Annotated in this window: 12 protein-coding genes and 1 pseudogene; 8 read left to right on the top strand and 5 right to left on the bottom strand. The window is 50.8% G+C overall.

Going from position 1 to position 15078, the window contains the following annotated elements:
- Positions 1-10: 10 nt before the first annotated feature.
- The 6 genes and pseudogenes from hpaI (at position 11) to SK36_RS04735 (ending at position 6246) form a co-directional block, all read left to right on the top strand.
- The gene (hpaI, locus tag SK36_RS04760) at positions 11-802 is read left to right on the top strand and encodes a 4-hydroxy-2-oxoheptanedioate aldolase (RefSeq protein ID WP_045445762.1); all 792 of its coding nucleotides are present in this window, start codon (positions 11-13) and stop codon (positions 800-802) included.
- Between the two features lie 69 nt (positions 803-871).
- A pseudogene (gene hpaX, locus SK36_RS04755) lies at positions 872-2247 on the top strand (4-hydroxyphenylacetate permease).
- A gap of 9 nt (positions 2248-2256) precedes the next feature.
- Positions 2257-3147, top strand: a complete 891-nt coding sequence (hpaA, locus tag SK36_RS04750; protein WP_048220881.1) for a 4-hydroxyphenylacetate catabolism regulatory protein HpaA — start codon at positions 2257-2259, stop codon at positions 3145-3147.
- A 174-nt stretch (positions 3148-3321) separates the two neighbouring features.
- Complete coding sequence (gene hpaB, locus SK36_RS04745) at positions 3322-4884, top strand: 4-hydroxyphenylacetate 3-monooxygenase, oxygenase component (RefSeq protein WP_045445771.1); 1563 nt, start codon at positions 3322-3324, stop codon at positions 4882-4884.
- A 19-nt stretch (positions 4885-4903) separates the two neighbouring features.
- Entirely contained in the window at positions 4904-5416 is a 513-nt protein-coding gene (locus SK36_RS04740) for a 4-hydroxyphenylacetate 3-monooxygenase reductase subunit (protein WP_045445773.1), read from the top strand.
- 290 nt (positions 5417-5706) lie between these two features.
- Positions 5707-6246 carry a DUF2058 domain-containing protein gene (locus SK36_RS04735; protein ID WP_048220880.1) on the top strand — a complete coding sequence of 180 codons (540 nt, stop codon included), beginning with the start codon at positions 5707-5709 and terminating at the stop codon, positions 6244-6246.
- Between the two features lie 115 nt (positions 6247-6361).
- Here SK36_RS04735 and pgtA read toward each other — a convergent pair whose 3' ends face one another.
- Genes pgtA through pgtC form a run of 3 tightly spaced genes read right to left on the bottom strand, consistent with a single transcriptional unit; the run spans position 6362 to position 10759 of the window.
- The gene (pgtA, locus tag SK36_RS04730) at positions 6362-7609 is read right to left on the bottom strand and encodes a two-component system response regulator PgtA (RefSeq protein ID WP_045445779.1); all 1248 of its coding nucleotides are present in this window, start codon (positions 7607-7609) and stop codon (positions 6362-6364) included.
- Complete coding sequence (pgtB, locus tag SK36_RS04725) at positions 7599-9593, bottom strand: two-component system sensor histidine kinase PgtB (RefSeq protein WP_167493947.1); 1995 nt, start codon at positions 9591-9593, stop codon at positions 7599-7601. The genes pgtA and pgtB overlap by 11 nt, the downstream gene beginning before the upstream one ends.
- An 11-nt stretch (positions 9594-9604) precedes the next feature.
- A complete protein-coding gene (pgtC, locus tag SK36_RS04720; protein ID WP_190284579.1) occupies positions 9605-10759 on the bottom strand; it encodes a phosphoglycerate transport regulator PgtC in 1155 nt (384 codons plus the stop codon).
- A 461-nt stretch (positions 10760-11220) separates the two neighbouring features.
- Here pgtC and pgtP point away from each other — a divergent pair, with 461 nt between their 5' ends.
- Positions 11221-12612 (top strand): phosphoglycerate transporter PgtP, encoded by a 1392-nt coding sequence (pgtP, locus tag SK36_RS04715; RefSeq protein WP_045445785.1) that lies wholly within the window; start codon positions 11221-11223, stop codon positions 12610-12612.
- 117 nt (positions 12613-12729) lie between these two features.
- On the opposite strand, the gene SK36_RS04710 is transcribed toward pgtP, so the two are convergent.
- Positions 12730-12972 (bottom strand): YfdY family protein, encoded by a 243-nt coding sequence (locus SK36_RS04710; RefSeq protein ID WP_048220878.1) that lies wholly within the window; start codon positions 12970-12972, stop codon positions 12730-12732.
- Positions 12973-13411: 439 nt separating this feature from the next.
- On the opposite strand from SK36_RS04710, the gene lpxP reads away from it, so the two are divergent.
- On the top strand, positions 13412-14332 hold the full coding sequence (lpxP, locus tag SK36_RS04705) for a kdo(2)-lipid IV(A) palmitoleoyltransferase (protein WP_045445791.1): 921 nt from the start codon (positions 13412-13414) through the stop codon (positions 14330-14332).
- 41 nt (positions 14333-14373) lie between these two features.
- Here lpxP and SK36_RS04700 read toward each other — a convergent pair whose 3' ends face one another.
- On the bottom strand, positions 14374-14973 hold the full coding sequence (locus SK36_RS04700; protein ID WP_048220877.1) for a lysozyme inhibitor LprI family protein: 600 nt from the start codon (positions 14971-14973) through the stop codon (positions 14374-14376).
- Positions 14974-15078 lie beyond the last annotated feature (105 nt).

The raw sequence follows: 15078 nt of genomic DNA, 5'->3' as shown, positions 1-15078 counted from the left end.
GGGGAACATAATGAATAACGCTTTTAAAGAAGCCTTAAAAGCGGGCCGTCCGCAGATTGGCCTGTGGCTGGGGCTAACCAGCAGCTACAGCGCTGAACTACTGGCCGGGGCCGGATTCGATTGGCTGTTGATCGATGGCGAACATGCACCGAATAACGTGCAAACGGTATTGAGCCAGCTTCAGGCGATCGCTCCCTACCCCAGCCAACCGGTGGTGCGACCATCGTGGAACGACCCGGTACAGATTAAACAACTCTTGGATATCGGTGCGCAAACCCTGCTGATACCGATGGTACAGAACGCCGACGAAGCCCGGCTGGCGGTGAAAGCCACCCGCTATCCGCCCGCTGGCATTCGCGGCGTCGGCAGCGCGCTCGCCCGCGCTTCGCGCTGGAACCGCATCCCGGATTACATCCATCAGGCCAACGACGCGATGTGCGTACTGGTGCAAATCGAAACCCGCGAAGCGCTGAAAAACCTGCCGCAGATTCTCGACGTTGACGATGTCGATGGCGTGTTTATCGGCCCGGCAGATCTTAGCGCCGATATGGGTTTCAGCGGCAATCCGCAGCATCCGGAAGTACAGGCAGCCATTGAACACGCTATCGCACAAATTCGCGCTGCGGGTAAAGCACCAGGGATCCTGATGGCCAATGAACAGCTGGCTAAGCGCTATCTGGAGCTTGGCGCACTGTTTGTAGCCATCGGTGTCGATACCACCCTGCTGGCACGTGGCGCAGAAGCCCTCGCCATGCGATTCGGATTGGAAATAAACGCGCCAGGTTCATCAGGCGTCTACTAATGCCAGGTGGCACAGCGCCCCCCGGCAACCCGCAGTACCCTACAAAATTCCCATTAGAGGAAAATGATAATGAGCGACACATCATCTGCCATCCCGGAAAAGTTTGATCCGGCAAATCAGCACAAGCAGCTGACTGCGCAACAGCAGTCGGTTATTAACAAATTGTTTCGCCGCCTGATCGTATTTTGTTCGTGCTGTTTATCTTTTCATTTTTAGATCGCATCAATATTGGATTTGCCGGATTAACCATGGGGCAGGATTTGGGCCTTAACGCCACCATGTTTGGCCTTGCTACCACCCTGTTTTATGTCACCTACGTGATTTTCGGCATCCCCAGCAACGTGATGCTTAGCATCGTCGGCGCTCGCCGCTGGATTGCCACTATTATGGTGCTGTGGGGCATCGCCTCCACCGCCACCATGTTTGCCACCGGCCCGAACAGTCTCTATCTCCTGCGTATGCTGGTGGGGATAACCGAGGCCGGTTTCCTTCCCGGTATTCTGCTGTACCTGACTTTCTGGTTCCCGGCCTTCTTCCGCGCTCGCGCCAACGCGCTGTTTATGATTGCCATGCCGGTCACCACCGCACTGGGGTCAATCGTCTCCGGTTATATTCTGTCGATGGACGGTATGCTTGATCTGCGCGGCTGGCAGTGGCTGTTCCTGTTGGAAGGCTTCCCGTCAGTGCTGCTCGGTATTATGGTCTGGTTCTGGCTTGATGATTCACCGTCGAAGGCAAAATGGCTGACGGCAGAGGACAAAAAGTGCCTGCAGGAGATGATGGATAACGATCGACTCACGTTGGTACAACCGGAAGGGGCGATCAGTCATCACGCCATGCAACAGCGCAGCCTGTGGCGGGAGGTGTTTACGCCAATCGTGTTGATGTATACGTTAGCCTACTTCTGTCTGACCAATACGCTCAGCGCCATCAGTATCTGGACACCTCAGATCCTGAAAAGCTTTAACGAAAGCAGCAGCAATATCACCATCGGCCTGCTGGCGGCGATCCCGCAGATTTGTACTATCCTCGGGATGATCTACTGGAGCCGCCACTCCGATAAACATCGAGAACGTAAGCATCATACCGCCCTGCCGTTTCTGTTTGCCGCTGCGGGCTGGCTGTTAGCTTCTGCCACCGATCACAACCTGATCCAATTGCTGGGGATCGTGATGGCTTCTACCGGATCGTTTAGCGCAATGGCCATTTTTTGGACCACTCCGGATCAGTCGATCAGCCTGCGCGCCAGAGCTATCGGTATCGCGGTAATCAACGCTACCGGCAATATCGGATCGGCAATCAGCCCGTTGATGATCGGCTGGCTGAAGGATGTTACCGGCAGCTTCAGCAGCGGCTTGTGGTTCGTTGCCGCCCTGCTGGTCATTGGCTCGGTGATTATCTGGCTTATTCCGATGAAAGAATCGCGTCCTCGCGCGACGCCGTAAGGAGCCACTATGTGCCAGAGCCCTGTCGCCAATATCGATATCAACAAAGAGTACGATGAGAGTCTGGGGACGGAAGATGTGCATTATCAGTCGTTTGCCCGCATGGCCGAGTTCTTCGGCCGCGATATGCAAGCGCACCGTCATGACCAGTATTTTCAGATGCACTTCCTCGATACCGGGCAGATTGAACTGCAGCTCGACGATCATCGCTACTCGGTTCAGGCACCGCTGTTTGTCCTGACGCCGCCCTCGGTGCCGCACGCCTTTATCACCGAGCCTGATAGCGACGGTCACGTGCTGACAATGCGGGAGGATCTGGTCTGGCCGCTTCTGGAAGTACTTTACCCCGGCACGCGGGAAGCTTTCGGCCTGCCGGGTATCTGCCTGTCGCTGGCCGATAAGCCCGACGAGCTGGCGGCACTGGCGCACTACTGGCGGTTGATTGAACGCGAATCAACCTCGCAACTGCCGGGACGTGAACACACTCTGACGCTGCTGGCGCAGGCGGTGTTCACCCTGCTATTACGTAATGCGAAACTTGACGATCATGCCGCCAGCGGGATGCGCGGCGAGCTAAAACTATTCCAGCGTTTTAACCAGCTTATCGATATCCACTATCACCAGCACTGGACGGTTCCAGCCTACGCCTGTGAGCTGCATCTTACCGAATCAAGGCTGACTGATATCTGCCGACGCTTCGCTAATCGCCCGCCCAAGCGACTGATTTTCGACAGGCAGCTGCGCGAGGCCAAGCGGCTGCTGCTGTTTTCCGATAGCGCGGTAAACGAGATAGCCTGGCAGTTGGGTTTTAAAGACCCGGCTTATTTCGCCCGTTTTTTCAACCGTCTTGTCGGCTGTTCACCAAGCGCGTTCAGAACAAAAAAAATACCGGTGTCGTGATTCCCCTCGCCCTAACAAACTAAACGACACCCGGATCACAGAACGCTATCTCACCTGAAAAGTACCCACTGTTGACTTAAAAGTCTCTTCACGAAAACCTCGTTAACCGCCTTAATTGAGCAACAAAAATAAAACATAAATTTAACACTCCGATTAATACTGAAGAGGTCCCCTATGAAACCTGAAAATTTCCGTGCAGACGTTAAACGCCCGTTAACCGGTGAAGAGTATTTGAAGAGCTTGCAGGACGGTCGCGAAATCTATATCTACGGCGAACGCGTTAAAGATGTGACCACACATCCAGCTTTCCGCAACGCCGCCGCTTCCGTTGCCCAGATGTACGATGCGCTGCATAAACCCGAGTTACAGGACACCCTGTGCTGGGGTACCGATACAGGCAGCGGCGGCTACACCCACAAGTTCTTCCGCGTCGCGAAAAGCGCCGACGATCTGCGCCAGCAGCGCGACGCCATCGCCGAATGGTCACGTCTGAGCTACGGCTGGATGGGCCGCACCCCGGACTACAAAGCCGCATTTGGCTGTGCGCTAGGCGCGAACCCAGGATTTTATGGGCAGTTTGAACAGAACGCCCGCAACTGGTACACCCGTATTCAGGAAACCGGCCTGTACTTTAACCATGCCATCGTCAACCCGCCTATCGACCGCCATAAGCCAGCCGACGAAGTGAAAGACGTCTACATCAAGCTGGAGAAAGAGACCGACGCCGGAATCATCGTCAGCGGCGCGAAAGTCGTGGCCACCAACTCAGCGCTGACTCACTACAACATGATTGGCTTCGGATCTGCACAGGTGATGGGCGAAAACCCGGACTTCGCGCTGATGTTCGTCGCGCCAATGGATGCTGAAGGGGTCAAGCTTATCTCCCGCGCCTCCTATGAGCTGGTGGCCGGAGCAACCGGATCGCCATACGATTATCCCCTCTCCAGCCGCTTCGACGAAAACGATGCGATCCTGGTGATGGATAACGTGCTTATCCCATGGGAAAACGTACTTATTTATCGCGATTTTGACCGCTGCCGTCGCTGGACGATGGAAGGTGGCTTCGCGCGTATGTATCCGTTACAGGCCTGCGTACGCCTGGCGGTGAAACTTGATTTTATCACCGCCCTGCTGAAGCGCTCGCTGGAGTGCACCGGTACCCTGGAGTTCCGTGGCGTACAAGCCGAGCTTGGCGAAGTGGTAGCCTGGCGCAATATGTTCTGGGCGCTGAGCGATTCGATGTGCGCCGAAGCAACGCCGTGGGTCAATGGCGCGTATCTGCCGGATCATGCTGCGCTGCAAACCTATCGGGTGATGGCGCCGATGGCCTACGCCAAAATCAAAAACATTATTGAACGCAGCGTAACCAGCGGTCTGATCTACCTGCCGTCCAGCGTACGTGATCTCAACAACCCACAGATAAACGAATACCTGGCAAAATACGTGCGCGGTTCGAACGGCATGGATCACGTCGAGCGCATTAAGATCCTCAAACTGATGTGGGACGCTATTGGCAGCGAATTTGGCGGTCGGCATGAGCTGTATGAAATCAACTACTCCGGCAGCCAGGATGAAATTCGTCTGCAGTGCCTGCGTCAGGCCCAAAGCTCCGGCAACATGGACAAAATGATGGCGATGGTGGACCGCTGCCTGTCTGAATACGACCAGAACGGCTGGACAGTACCACACCTGCACAACAATACCGATATCAACATGCTGGATAAACTGCTGAAGTAACCAGCAGCGGGAGGTCACAATGCAATTAGATGAACAACGTCTGCGTTTTCGCGATGCCATGGCCAGTCTGTCGGCCGCCGTTAACGTCATCACCACCGAAGGCGAGGCGGGCCGTTGCGGTATCACCGCCACAGCGGTCTGTTCGGTGACCGATACGCCACCATCACTAATGGTCTGTATCAACGGCAATAGCGCGATGAACCCGGTGTTTCAGGGCAACGGTAAGCTGTGTATCAACGTGCTGAACCACGAACAGGAAGTGATGGCCCGCCACTTCGCCGGGATGACCGGTATGGCAATGGAAGACCGTTTCAACCTTTCATGCTGGCAGAAAGGCACACTGGGCCAGCCGGTTCTGAAAGGCTCGCTGGCGAGCCTCGAGGGTGAGATTAGCCAGGTGCAGACCATCGGCAGCCATCTGGTCTATCTGGTGGAAATCAGGAACATTACCCTGGGCCAGCAAGGACACGGTCTGATTTACTTTAAACGCCGTTTCCATCCGGTGAAGATGGAAATGGAAATGGTGGTGTAGTTTCCGCCTTAGCCCTCTCCCACCGGGAGAGGGTACTGTATGGCATCCTTCACAAATCCCACGCCTTATTTATCACTCAGTTTCCAGTCATCTCAATCACATAATTACGCCTACTCGCCCTCATACCTGACAGCGTACTCCGGAAAATGGGATTGAGGTGAGAAGATCCGCAGGTTACCTGGCTCTGGCCTCCGCTTCAGAAGCGGACTGGCGAAGCTACCGCATCTGGCATCCCGTCGAACGTTGAGGTTATAATCCTGACAACGATTTTATTGGATTCAGAAACGAACATGACAAAACTCACCCTACAAGAGCAGATGCTGAAAGCTGGCTTAGTCACCAGCAAAAAAATGGCGAAAGTGCAAAGAACGGCTAAAAAATCGCGTGTTCAGGCTCGCGAAGCCAGAGAAGCGGTAGAAGAAAATAAAAAAGCGCAAATTGAGCGTGATAAACAGCTTAGTGAACAGCAAAAACAAGCTGCCTTATCTAAAGAATATAAAGCGCAGATTAAGCAGCTAATTGAGATGAACAGAATTACCATTTCTCATGGCGATATTGGCTATAACTTTACCGATAATAATCTTATTAAAAAAATATATGTTGACAAGGTTACCCAAACCCAGTTGATCAAAGGACGTCTTGCCATTGCACGTCTGGTTGCTGAAAGTGACCGCGATAGCGAATACGCGATTATACCAGCAGTTGTGGCTGATAAGATTGCGCAGCGCGATGCAAGCTACATTGTATTAAATTGCGAATTGAGCCAGGAAGCGAAAGACGAGGACGATCCGTACGCTGATTTTGTCGTGCCTGATGATTTGATGTGGTAAACCCAATACTCAGATATTAATTCGCAAATCTGGCATATTTTGGTGATCATTAAAACGATCACCAAAATATGCCAGAAGATAGAACCAGAGACCGGCAGGTCAAACCAACAATACGTTAAAACTTATAGTGTTCTTTGCTAAGTCCATATTTCCTCATCCGCAAATACAGTTTCTTACGCGGTATTTGCAGATACTCTGCCACCTCATTAATTCGCCCCTGATGAATATTTAACGCTTCGGTTATTATTTGCCGTTCGTACTCTTCGATCCGACGGTCCAGGGGTGTCGGTTCAGACATGTGCATCTGCGGATTGGCGGTTTCTGCCAGTGGGAGCAATCCAACGGCAAAAAGCTCCGCGGCATTCGCCAGTTCCCGGACATTACTTAGCCATGCTCGACGCCGCATAGTTTTCAATAGCTCGGTGTCTACCTGTGGAACAGGATGGTTCAGCCGCAGGCAGGCTTTATGCAGGTAGTGGCGAAACAATGGCTCGATATCGTCCGGGCGCAATGACAGTGGCTGGCAACCAATTTGCGTCATGGCAAAACAATAATAGAGCTCCGCGACAATTTGGTTTGTTGCTGCCAGTTCTACCAGCGATGTCGCCCCAATGCCAATTAAGCGAAAAGGACGCTGATCCTGACTTTGCAGGTGAACCAGATGGTGTTGTTGTTCGCGCGTCAGACACTCAAGATGGCTCAATACCAGCGTCCCTCCCTGCGCCCTGGCGATGAGTTCATTAAGTTGATCCGCTTTCCCGGATGTCAGCTCTTCCCGAATAAATGGTCCCTGGGCGTTACGCCCCAGTTGATGCAAATACCGTGCACCCGTCATGCGACCCGTACCAGGCTCACCATAAAACCAAACGGCAATATCTGTTTCTGCCAGTTGTTGTAAACGCTGCCGATACTGATTTGCCCAGTCACTGTACCCGACCAGTTCAACCTGTAGCTTTTGCTGGCAATAGTGACGACGGGCAATCACCGATTGCCGGTGCCGCAAGGCCTCCTCGACCTGCACCAGCAGTTTGCCGGGATCGATCGGTTTTTGCAGGAAATCCCATGCGCCTTTTTTCACTGCATCCACCGCCATCGGCACATCTCCATGTCCGGTGATCAACAGAATTGGCAGTTGATTATCATCCTGATGAAATAAGGTCATCAGATCGATCCCGGAACACCCCGGCATACACACATCACTTAATACGACCCCAGGCCAGTCAGCCGGTACCCAATTTCTTGCGTCAAAGGGATTATTACAGGCTTGTACGCGGTAACCCGCCTGTTCAAGCAACAGCGTGTAAGCGTCAAGTACATCGGCATCATCATCAATTAGCAGAACAGAATATTCATCACTCAACATCTTTTATATCCGTCAGGTTGAATTGCAGTACTACGCAGGCATTGCGCCTCAACGTCGACGCCAGGCGCAACTCGCCTTTCATCTGCGTCATCAACGATACACAAATCGATAAGCCAATCCCGAGTCCAACATCCTTACTGGTGGTGAACGGCTTCAAAAGAGACGGCAGCAACGCCGCAGGCCAGCCGGGACCATTATCACTGATAATTACGCTCAGCGTGTCGCCCTGCACTTGCCAGGACACCTCAATTTCGGCGGCTATCGGGCAGGCATCCAGCGCATTTGCCAGCACGTTAACCAGCACTTGCTGAATTCTCACTTCATCACCCAGTACCCATATGGTTTCTTCAGGCAGTGTAAGCGTGCCCTGCTGTGGCTTATGCCGCATAGCTAACAGCTCCCAGGCTGCACTGAGATTTTGGCGCAAATCGACCGGATGTAGCGGCGCTCCCGGTTCAGCCCGCCGCGCAAACTGCCGCAGTGAGCGGATAATGGCATCAATACGGGTAATCAGCCCTTCTGCTTTGGTTAAGGTGCTCCTTGCCTGGGCTAACTGACCTTGTTCGATAGCCCTTCCCGCGGTAAACAGATACATCGACAGCGCGTTCAGTGGTTGGTTAATCTCATGCGCCAGTGTGGTCATAGTCTGGCCGACCACCGCCAGTTTTGCCGTCTGAATAAGCTCGTCCTGCGTCGCGCGTAAATCGGACTCAATCTCCTTACGCTCCGCGACTTCCTGCTCAAGCTGCCTTTTTTGCGTCCCAAGCTGACCTAGCGTGTGACGCAGTAAACGCGCGATGCGTCCTAACTCATCACGCCCATAAACCGGGATGGTCGCATCGGTTCTACCCAGACCTATTTGCACCACAGCCTGATTGAGCGCAGTAAAACGCTTCACCAGTCGCGAGCGGATAAAATAGTGGTTTAATCCCCAGGCCAGCAGCAGCGCCAGAAGAGTCGCCAGCAGAATAATTCCACCGCTGACGCGAACAATCTGCTCCAGCCGCTGGTTAAACATCTGCATTTGCTGATGGCTGCTACCCAGTTGTGCTTCAAGCAGCGTTCTGAAGCGTCCGAGCGTAGCTTCTCTGGCGTGACTGGCATCCACGAGTGCTTTCTGCGCGGCGACATAGTCGCGCATGGTATCGGGCATTTTATTTTTCATCATCCCGATCTCCAGCAATTCATCGATAGTTTGCCGCAACGTTATCGTACTGGGCCAGTCATCAAGGGTTCGAATATTTTCATCTGCCGTTTTCTTCAGATTCTCCAGATAGCGAATGTGAGTCTCCACCAGCATTCCATCATCGCTACCTGACTTCAGCTCATTCAGCCTGTCGCGCAAATCATCAACGATTTGATTCTCAATTCTCGCCAGTGTGTAAACCTGCTGTTGTTCATTTTGCACTTCCCTGGCGCGTTTCAGATATTGAGCCTCATCACCGTTCTTCGCTTCAATCTGATCCAGCAGTGTTCCTTGCTGCCAGGTAAAATCCTGCACCAAGGAATTCAGCTCCGTCGTAAAATCATCATGCAGCCAGTCAATGCGCGCGGAAAGTTCGCTAACTTTTTCGCGAACCAGGAACATGTTGTAGAGCACCCTGTCCAGCTCCGCCATCAAAGCACGGCTGTCCTGCAAAATAACGACCAGTTGCTGTTGCTCCTCTGACTGTAACCCCTGGCTCAACGCCTCAATCTTATCCAGATGCTGAATTATCTGGTTGCGCAGTTGTAGTCTTACCGTTGTGTTGGGTGCCAGCAGGAACTCATTAAGCTGATCAACCACCAGATTGAGATTCCCTTCAATCAAAAAAGCGGAATGGACACGCGGAAAATAGTCATTAAGCGAATAACGGATCTGCGAACTCTGCTCGTGCCAGGAATACAAACTGACACAGCTCACGCTTAACGTCAGCAGCGCTCCTGTCAGGAAAGCGCCTCGCAGACTGCTGCTGATGCTGAGCTGGCGAAGGCGTTGTAATATCGAGCCGGTTTTCATTTTAATTCTTCCAGTTTCGATATGGCCTGACGCTGATTTTTAAGAAACCAGAGTTGCCACTCCATCATCTGCTGTTCCGCAAAGCTTTTATTATCAAACCGGGCAAGCCATGCTTCATCTTCGCTACTCTGCGGATCGATCGGAACACTGGTCAACAACGCTCTAATTTCAGGTAGCGGGTGTTTCAGGCGCGCTTCCGCACTGTATAACGCCCGCCAGGCATCCTTCAGTTGCGCGAGACGGAAACTAATAGCGGTATCAAACATCCGCTGTACCAGCTGTTGTCGTTTCAGGATAAGACGATAATTTAACGGTGACTGATTCAACAGGAACGCCTGCTGACTCGCGCGCGGGTTATCAGCAGCCAGCTGCGTTACCGGATATTTCCCCGTATTGGCATCCGCGAGGATCCTTTGTCCTTCCGGACTCAATAGATAGCGAATGAAGCGGCGTGCTTCATTCGCGTGCTGACTGTTCTTCAGCACGGCCACGTAAGTAGGCGAAACCGCAGAATGCGGGAAATAGGTAAAGGCCAGATGCGGATCGTTAAGCAGCAAATTAGCGTAGTTATCAATGACCGGCCCAGCGACGCCCAGTCCGCTCTTAATTTTGTCTGCGACACCAAAACTCCGTGACGAAATTGTCACCAGATTTCCGGCACTTGCCAGCAACGTCGCCCACCCCTGCTCCCACCCTTTTTGCTGAAGCAGTGATTCTATCATCAGGTGATTGGTATCGGAGCGCGACGGGCTACTCATCAGCAATGCCCCCTGATATCTGGGGTGCGTTAAGTCTCCCCAGTCAGTCGGGGGCGGCAGGTGTCGCGCAGCCAGCGCAGAACGGTTAATCAGCAGACCAAAGCCCGATATTGCCACCGCCACGGACGTTGAGCGGATCGACTCTGGTACCAGCCGCTGGCTTTCTGGTAGCGCATTATCAAAAGGTGCAAGCTTTTGATGTTCCTGAAGATGCTGCAAAAGCATGGGAGATGAAGTCAAAATAAGATCGACATTTTCCGCATTCGCGGTATCAAGCAGTTGCTCAAGAGAGGAACTGGTCCGGTTGAGCGTACGAATCATCACCGACCCAGGCTCCGTTTGCCAGCGCTGGATAATCCAGGCCGTGGCCCCTGGCGAGAACGTTGTCGCCATTACCAGCTCTTTCCCCTGCGCAAGGCTGGCCGCCAACAACGGTATAAAAAAGAGCGAGATGGCAAAAATCCATCCCCGACAGAAAAACCTGTTTGTGATCCCGTTCATAAATACCAACATATTCGAAAAATAATATTGAGACAAAAGTTACCCGTTTGATAGCACCGCGAAGGGAGGATAAGATTGTTATCAAAATAACCAATCAGTAAGCTAAAACATGAGCAAAGAATACCTTAAAACACCTGTCAATTTTGTTAATACCCGCACACGCTGATAATAAAAACCAACTGAAAATAATAAAAATAAAGACCACTTAATTTAAATGGGTCAAATCCAGTCGCACTCCCAACAAAATGAGTCAATATTGACACATTTCATCAACTTGAGTTTCTTCATCATCTATTTCACTCTTCTTGCCGAACCTCCCTGATATTCACATCAATATAAATTTAGGTGATGATATGTTTTCAATATTCAAGACAGGGCCATCGGCAAATAAAGTCCCGACGGAAAAAATCCACGAGACATATAGTCGATACCGAATGCAAGCTCTACTTAGCGTATTTCTCGGTTATCTTGCGTACTATATTGTACGTAATAACTTCACGCTCTCCACTCCATATCTGAAAGAGCATCTGGATCTCAGCGCAACGCAGATTGGTTTACTCAGTAGTTGCATGCTTATTGCTTACGGGATCAGTAAAGGCATTATGAGTAGCCTGGCTGATAAGGCCAGTCCTAAGGTCTTCATGGCATGCGGCCTGATACTGTGCGCGATTGTGAATGTAGGGTTGGGATTCAGCACCGGATTCTGGATTTTTGCCGCGCTGGTTGTCTTCAACGGATTATTCCAGGGGATGGGTGTTGGCCCATCGTTTATTACCATCGCAAACTGGTTCCCGCGTAAAGAACGTGGACGCGTTGGCGCATTCTGGAATATCTCTCATAACGTTGGCGGTGGTATTGTCGCGCCTATTGTTGGCGCAGCCTTTGCCATTCTGGGCAGCGAACACTGGCAAAGCGCCAGTTATATCGTCCCTGCCTGCATTGCTGTACTGTTTGCCTTTATTGTTCTGATGCTGGGAAAAGGTTCACCGCGCGAAGAAGGTTTGCCAACGCTGGAACAAATGATGCCGGAAGAAAAAGTGGTGCTCAATACCCGGCACGTTACCCAGGCTCCGGAAAATATGAGCGCCTTCCAGATTTTCTGTACCTATGTTCTGCGTAATAAGAATGCCTGGTATGTTTCACTGGTTGACGTGTTTGTCTACATGGTGCGCTTTGGCATGATCAGTTGGCTGCCTATTTATCTGTTAACCGAAAAACATTTTTCGAAAGAACAAATGAGCGTTGCTTTTCTGTTTTTCGAATGGGCAGCAATTCCTTCCACGCTACTGGCAGGCTGGCTCACCGATAAACTGTTTAAAGGTCGTCGTATGCCGTTGGCAATGATTTGTATGGCGCTGATATTCGTCTGTCTGATCGGCTACTGGAAAAGCGAATCCCTGCTGATGGTAACCATTTTTGCCGCAATTGTTGGTTGCCTGATTTATGTTCCACAGTTCCTGGCATCCGTGCAAACCATGGAAATCGTCCCCAGCTTCGCAGTTGGCTCTGCCGTAGGATTACGCGGATTTATGAGCTACATTTTTGGCGCTTCACTGGGAACCAGCCTGTTTGGTGTGATGGTTGACAAAATGGGCTGGCATGGTGGTTTTTATCTGCTGATGGGCGGGATAGTGTGCTGCATCCTGTTCTGCTATCTGTCTCACCGCGGTGCGCTAGAGCTGGAGCAACAGCGAAAAAATGCCCAGCAAGAAGAAGCGTCATTACAGCTTGCTGATGCCCGCTAATCCACTTTAGATCGGCAAAAAAGTGCCAGCAATGCTGGCACTTAAGAATCATCGCATGAAAGATCAGAAAAACCATCAACGTGATACTAATTTTATTTTCAATCGTGTCGCATCAAGCTAATGCTTACTGTCTCCCACCATAAAGCGAATGATCAGACCACATGTTGGGGCAAGAAAAAGAAATAACCCAGTGACCATTTCATCACCGGTAGTCAACCACATGGTAACGAAATATATTAATGCCGAAAGGATGGCCATACCGATAAAAGAACTGATTGACGCCCAAACGCCCATAACCTGCCAGATGTAGCAGCTGACGCTCAGAATACACAATACGAGAAAGGTCCAGAAATAGAGCATAGCGGTACCTCCTGTCTGCCGTAAAACTTCACGTAAGTCCTTACGCTCCTTGTATTTATATTCTAAGACAATTCCTATCGGCACGCAATTCAGGCAACAATTATGTAACAATGATTGCATCATCCCTTGTTGAATGGAGTTTTATCGTATTTTATTTAACCATCATAAAAACAACGCATTATATCTGGCTTCATTGTTCTTCTTGTCCACCTGAAAACATTTACTCTTCTTGATTATTTATCTCTGGCTGACATTAATCTCCAGGTGGTACATTATACGTCCGATCATTAATGCTCCCCGTGGTTTTGTCCTGACTCAGTTTTACACTCTTTACAGGAACCATCGTCGCTCATGGTGGCCTAACGATCAGTATCAGAGTGTACCGCTGTAGATAAAGAATCTTCGCGATACAACATTTTCGTATCAACAGCAGGTGCTTATGTTCCCCCAATGTAAATTTTCACGCGCGTTTTTGCATCCGCGTTACTGGCTCACATGGTTTGGTGTCGGTGTGCTCTGGTTACTGGTGCAACTCCCCTATCCGGTTTTGTGCTTTCTGGGCACTCGCACCGGTACGCTTGCACGCCCGTTTTTAAAACGTCGTGAATCTATTGCACGTAAAAATCTCGAACTCTGTTTCCCGAATTTATCCCAGCAAGAGAGAGATAAACTGGTCGAAGAAAACTTTCGCTCACTCGGGATGGCTTTGCTTGAAACAGGTATGGCCTGGTTTTGGCCTGACAGCCGGGTACGTAAATGGTTTGACGTTGAAGGGCTGGATAACCTGAAACGTGCTCAAACTCAAAACCGTGGCGTGATGGTAGTAGGCGTACACTTTATGTCGCTGGAGCTGGGTGGTCGCGTAATGGGACTTTGCCAACCGATGATGGCAACCTATCGCCCACACAACAATAAGTTAATGGAGTGGATACAAACTCGTGGACGTATGCGCTCAAACAAAGCCATGATCGGCAGAAATAATCTGCGAGGCATTGTCGGTGCACTGAAAAAAGGAGAGGCCGTATGGTTTGCTCCCGATCAGGATTACGGTCGCAAAGGAAGTTCGTTCGCCCCATTCTTCGCGGTGAAAGATGTAGCAACGACCAATGGTACCTATGTACTGTCACGGTTGTCCGGTGCCGCAATGCTGACTGTCACGATGGTGAGAAAAAAGGATAACTCCGGTTACCGTCTGTTTATTACGCCAGAGATGGAAGGCTACCCGGCTGATGAGAACCTGGCGGCGGCTTATATGAACAAGATTATCGAAAAAGAGATCATGCGAGCACCCGAGCAGTATCTCTGGATCCACCGTCGTTTCAAAACAAGGCCCATGGGCGAAGCTTCGTTATATATCTAAAAAGAAAGGCCATTCGGCCTTTCTTTTTTTCTGCGACGGAATTACCTGACACCCCATTTGTTCTGTAATTCAGACATCCGCTGGCTATATTCGCGGGAGAGACAGGCAGGCTTATCCTGCTCTTTCCAGCACTCGTTGCGTCCTTTTATCCAACCGCGCTGCTCCGCTTTCAACATCGGATCATTCTTCGATTTAACCAGCGCCTGCTGGTATACAGCATTCAACTTCACATCCATCGCGGAAAGTGACGGGCTGTGGCAAATAATCTCTTCCATGCTTCCCTTGTCGACTGCAGAACATGAAAAGGTCGGGCCAGCATTAGATGATTTTTTTACCGGAGCATAACTCTTATTATCTTCCGGCAGACAGACCCCGTGTTTACGATTAGGACCAGTCCAGGAAACATCCGGGTTCCCGTCATCTTTACGGGAAATGGAGACGGTATTTTTACCGCTTTTTGCCTCCCAGTAATTTTCATTGAATGTTTTAACGATCGCTTTTTCGCCGTTAATCCAAACATTACCTGTACCGTCACTATTCACGCCACCAATACTTGCACAGCTGAAATTCAGTGCCAGCGGAGCCGCTGCCATCGACGTCAGTGGCGTAATAATGAGTGCTAACATCATTAGTCTGGTCATATCTAACCTTTCTTATCGAAATTTTCGCAAAAAATATCCGCATTTATATCATGGGGATATGAGAATTATCTGAGTAAACATTGCGTCGCCCAATAGCAATTCATT

Origin of the sequence: Citrobacter sp. MGH106, assembly GCF_001037495.1 — a bacterium.
In the GTDB taxonomy this organism is placed as follows: domain Bacteria; phylum Pseudomonadota; class Gammaproteobacteria; order Enterobacterales; family Enterobacteriaceae; genus Citrobacter; species Citrobacter murliniae.
Note: the sequence above shows the minus strand (reverse complement) of the source record. Positions and strands in the feature narration are given on the sequence as shown.

Bases quoted from the DNA above. Each gene is read 5' to 3' on its own strand.
- hpaI (WP_045445762.1), top strand. From the start codon at position 11: ATGAATAACGCTTTTAAAGAAGCCTTAAAAGCGGGCCGTCCGCAGATT.
- hpaA (WP_048220881.1), top strand. From the start codon at position 2,257: ATGTGCCAGAGCCCTGTCGCCAATATCGATATCAACAAAGAGTACGAT.
- hpaB (WP_045445771.1), top strand. From the start codon at position 3,322: ATGAAACCTGAAAATTTCCGTGCAGACGTTAAACGCCCGTTAACCGGT.
- SK36_RS04740 (WP_045445773.1), top strand. From the start codon at position 4,904: ATGCAATTAGATGAACAACGTCTGCGTTTTCGCGATGCCATGGCCAGT.
- SK36_RS04735 (WP_048220880.1), top strand. From the start codon at position 5,707: ATGACAAAACTCACCCTACAAGAGCAGATGCTGAAAGCTGGCTTAGTC.
- pgtA (WP_045445779.1), bottom strand. From the start codon at position 7,609: ATGTTGAGTGATGAATATTCTGTTCTGCTAATTGATGATGATGCCGAT.
- pgtC (WP_190284579.1), bottom strand. From the start codon at position 10,759: ATGGCGACAACGTTCTCGCCAGGGGCCACGGCCTGGATTATCCAGCGC.
- pgtP (WP_045445785.1), top strand. From the start codon at position 11,221: ATGTTTTCAATATTCAAGACAGGGCCATCGGCAAATAAAGTCCCGACG.
- SK36_RS04710 (WP_048220878.1), bottom strand. From the start codon at position 12,972: ATGCTCTATTTCTGGACCTTTCTCGTATTGTGTATTCTGAGCGTCAGC.
- lpxP (WP_045445791.1), top strand. From the start codon at position 13,412: ATGTTCCCCCAATGTAAATTTTCACGCGCGTTTTTGCATCCGCGTTAC.
- SK36_RS04700 (WP_048220877.1), bottom strand. From the start codon at position 14,973: ATGACCAGACTAATGATGTTAGCACTCATTATTACGCCACTGACGTCG.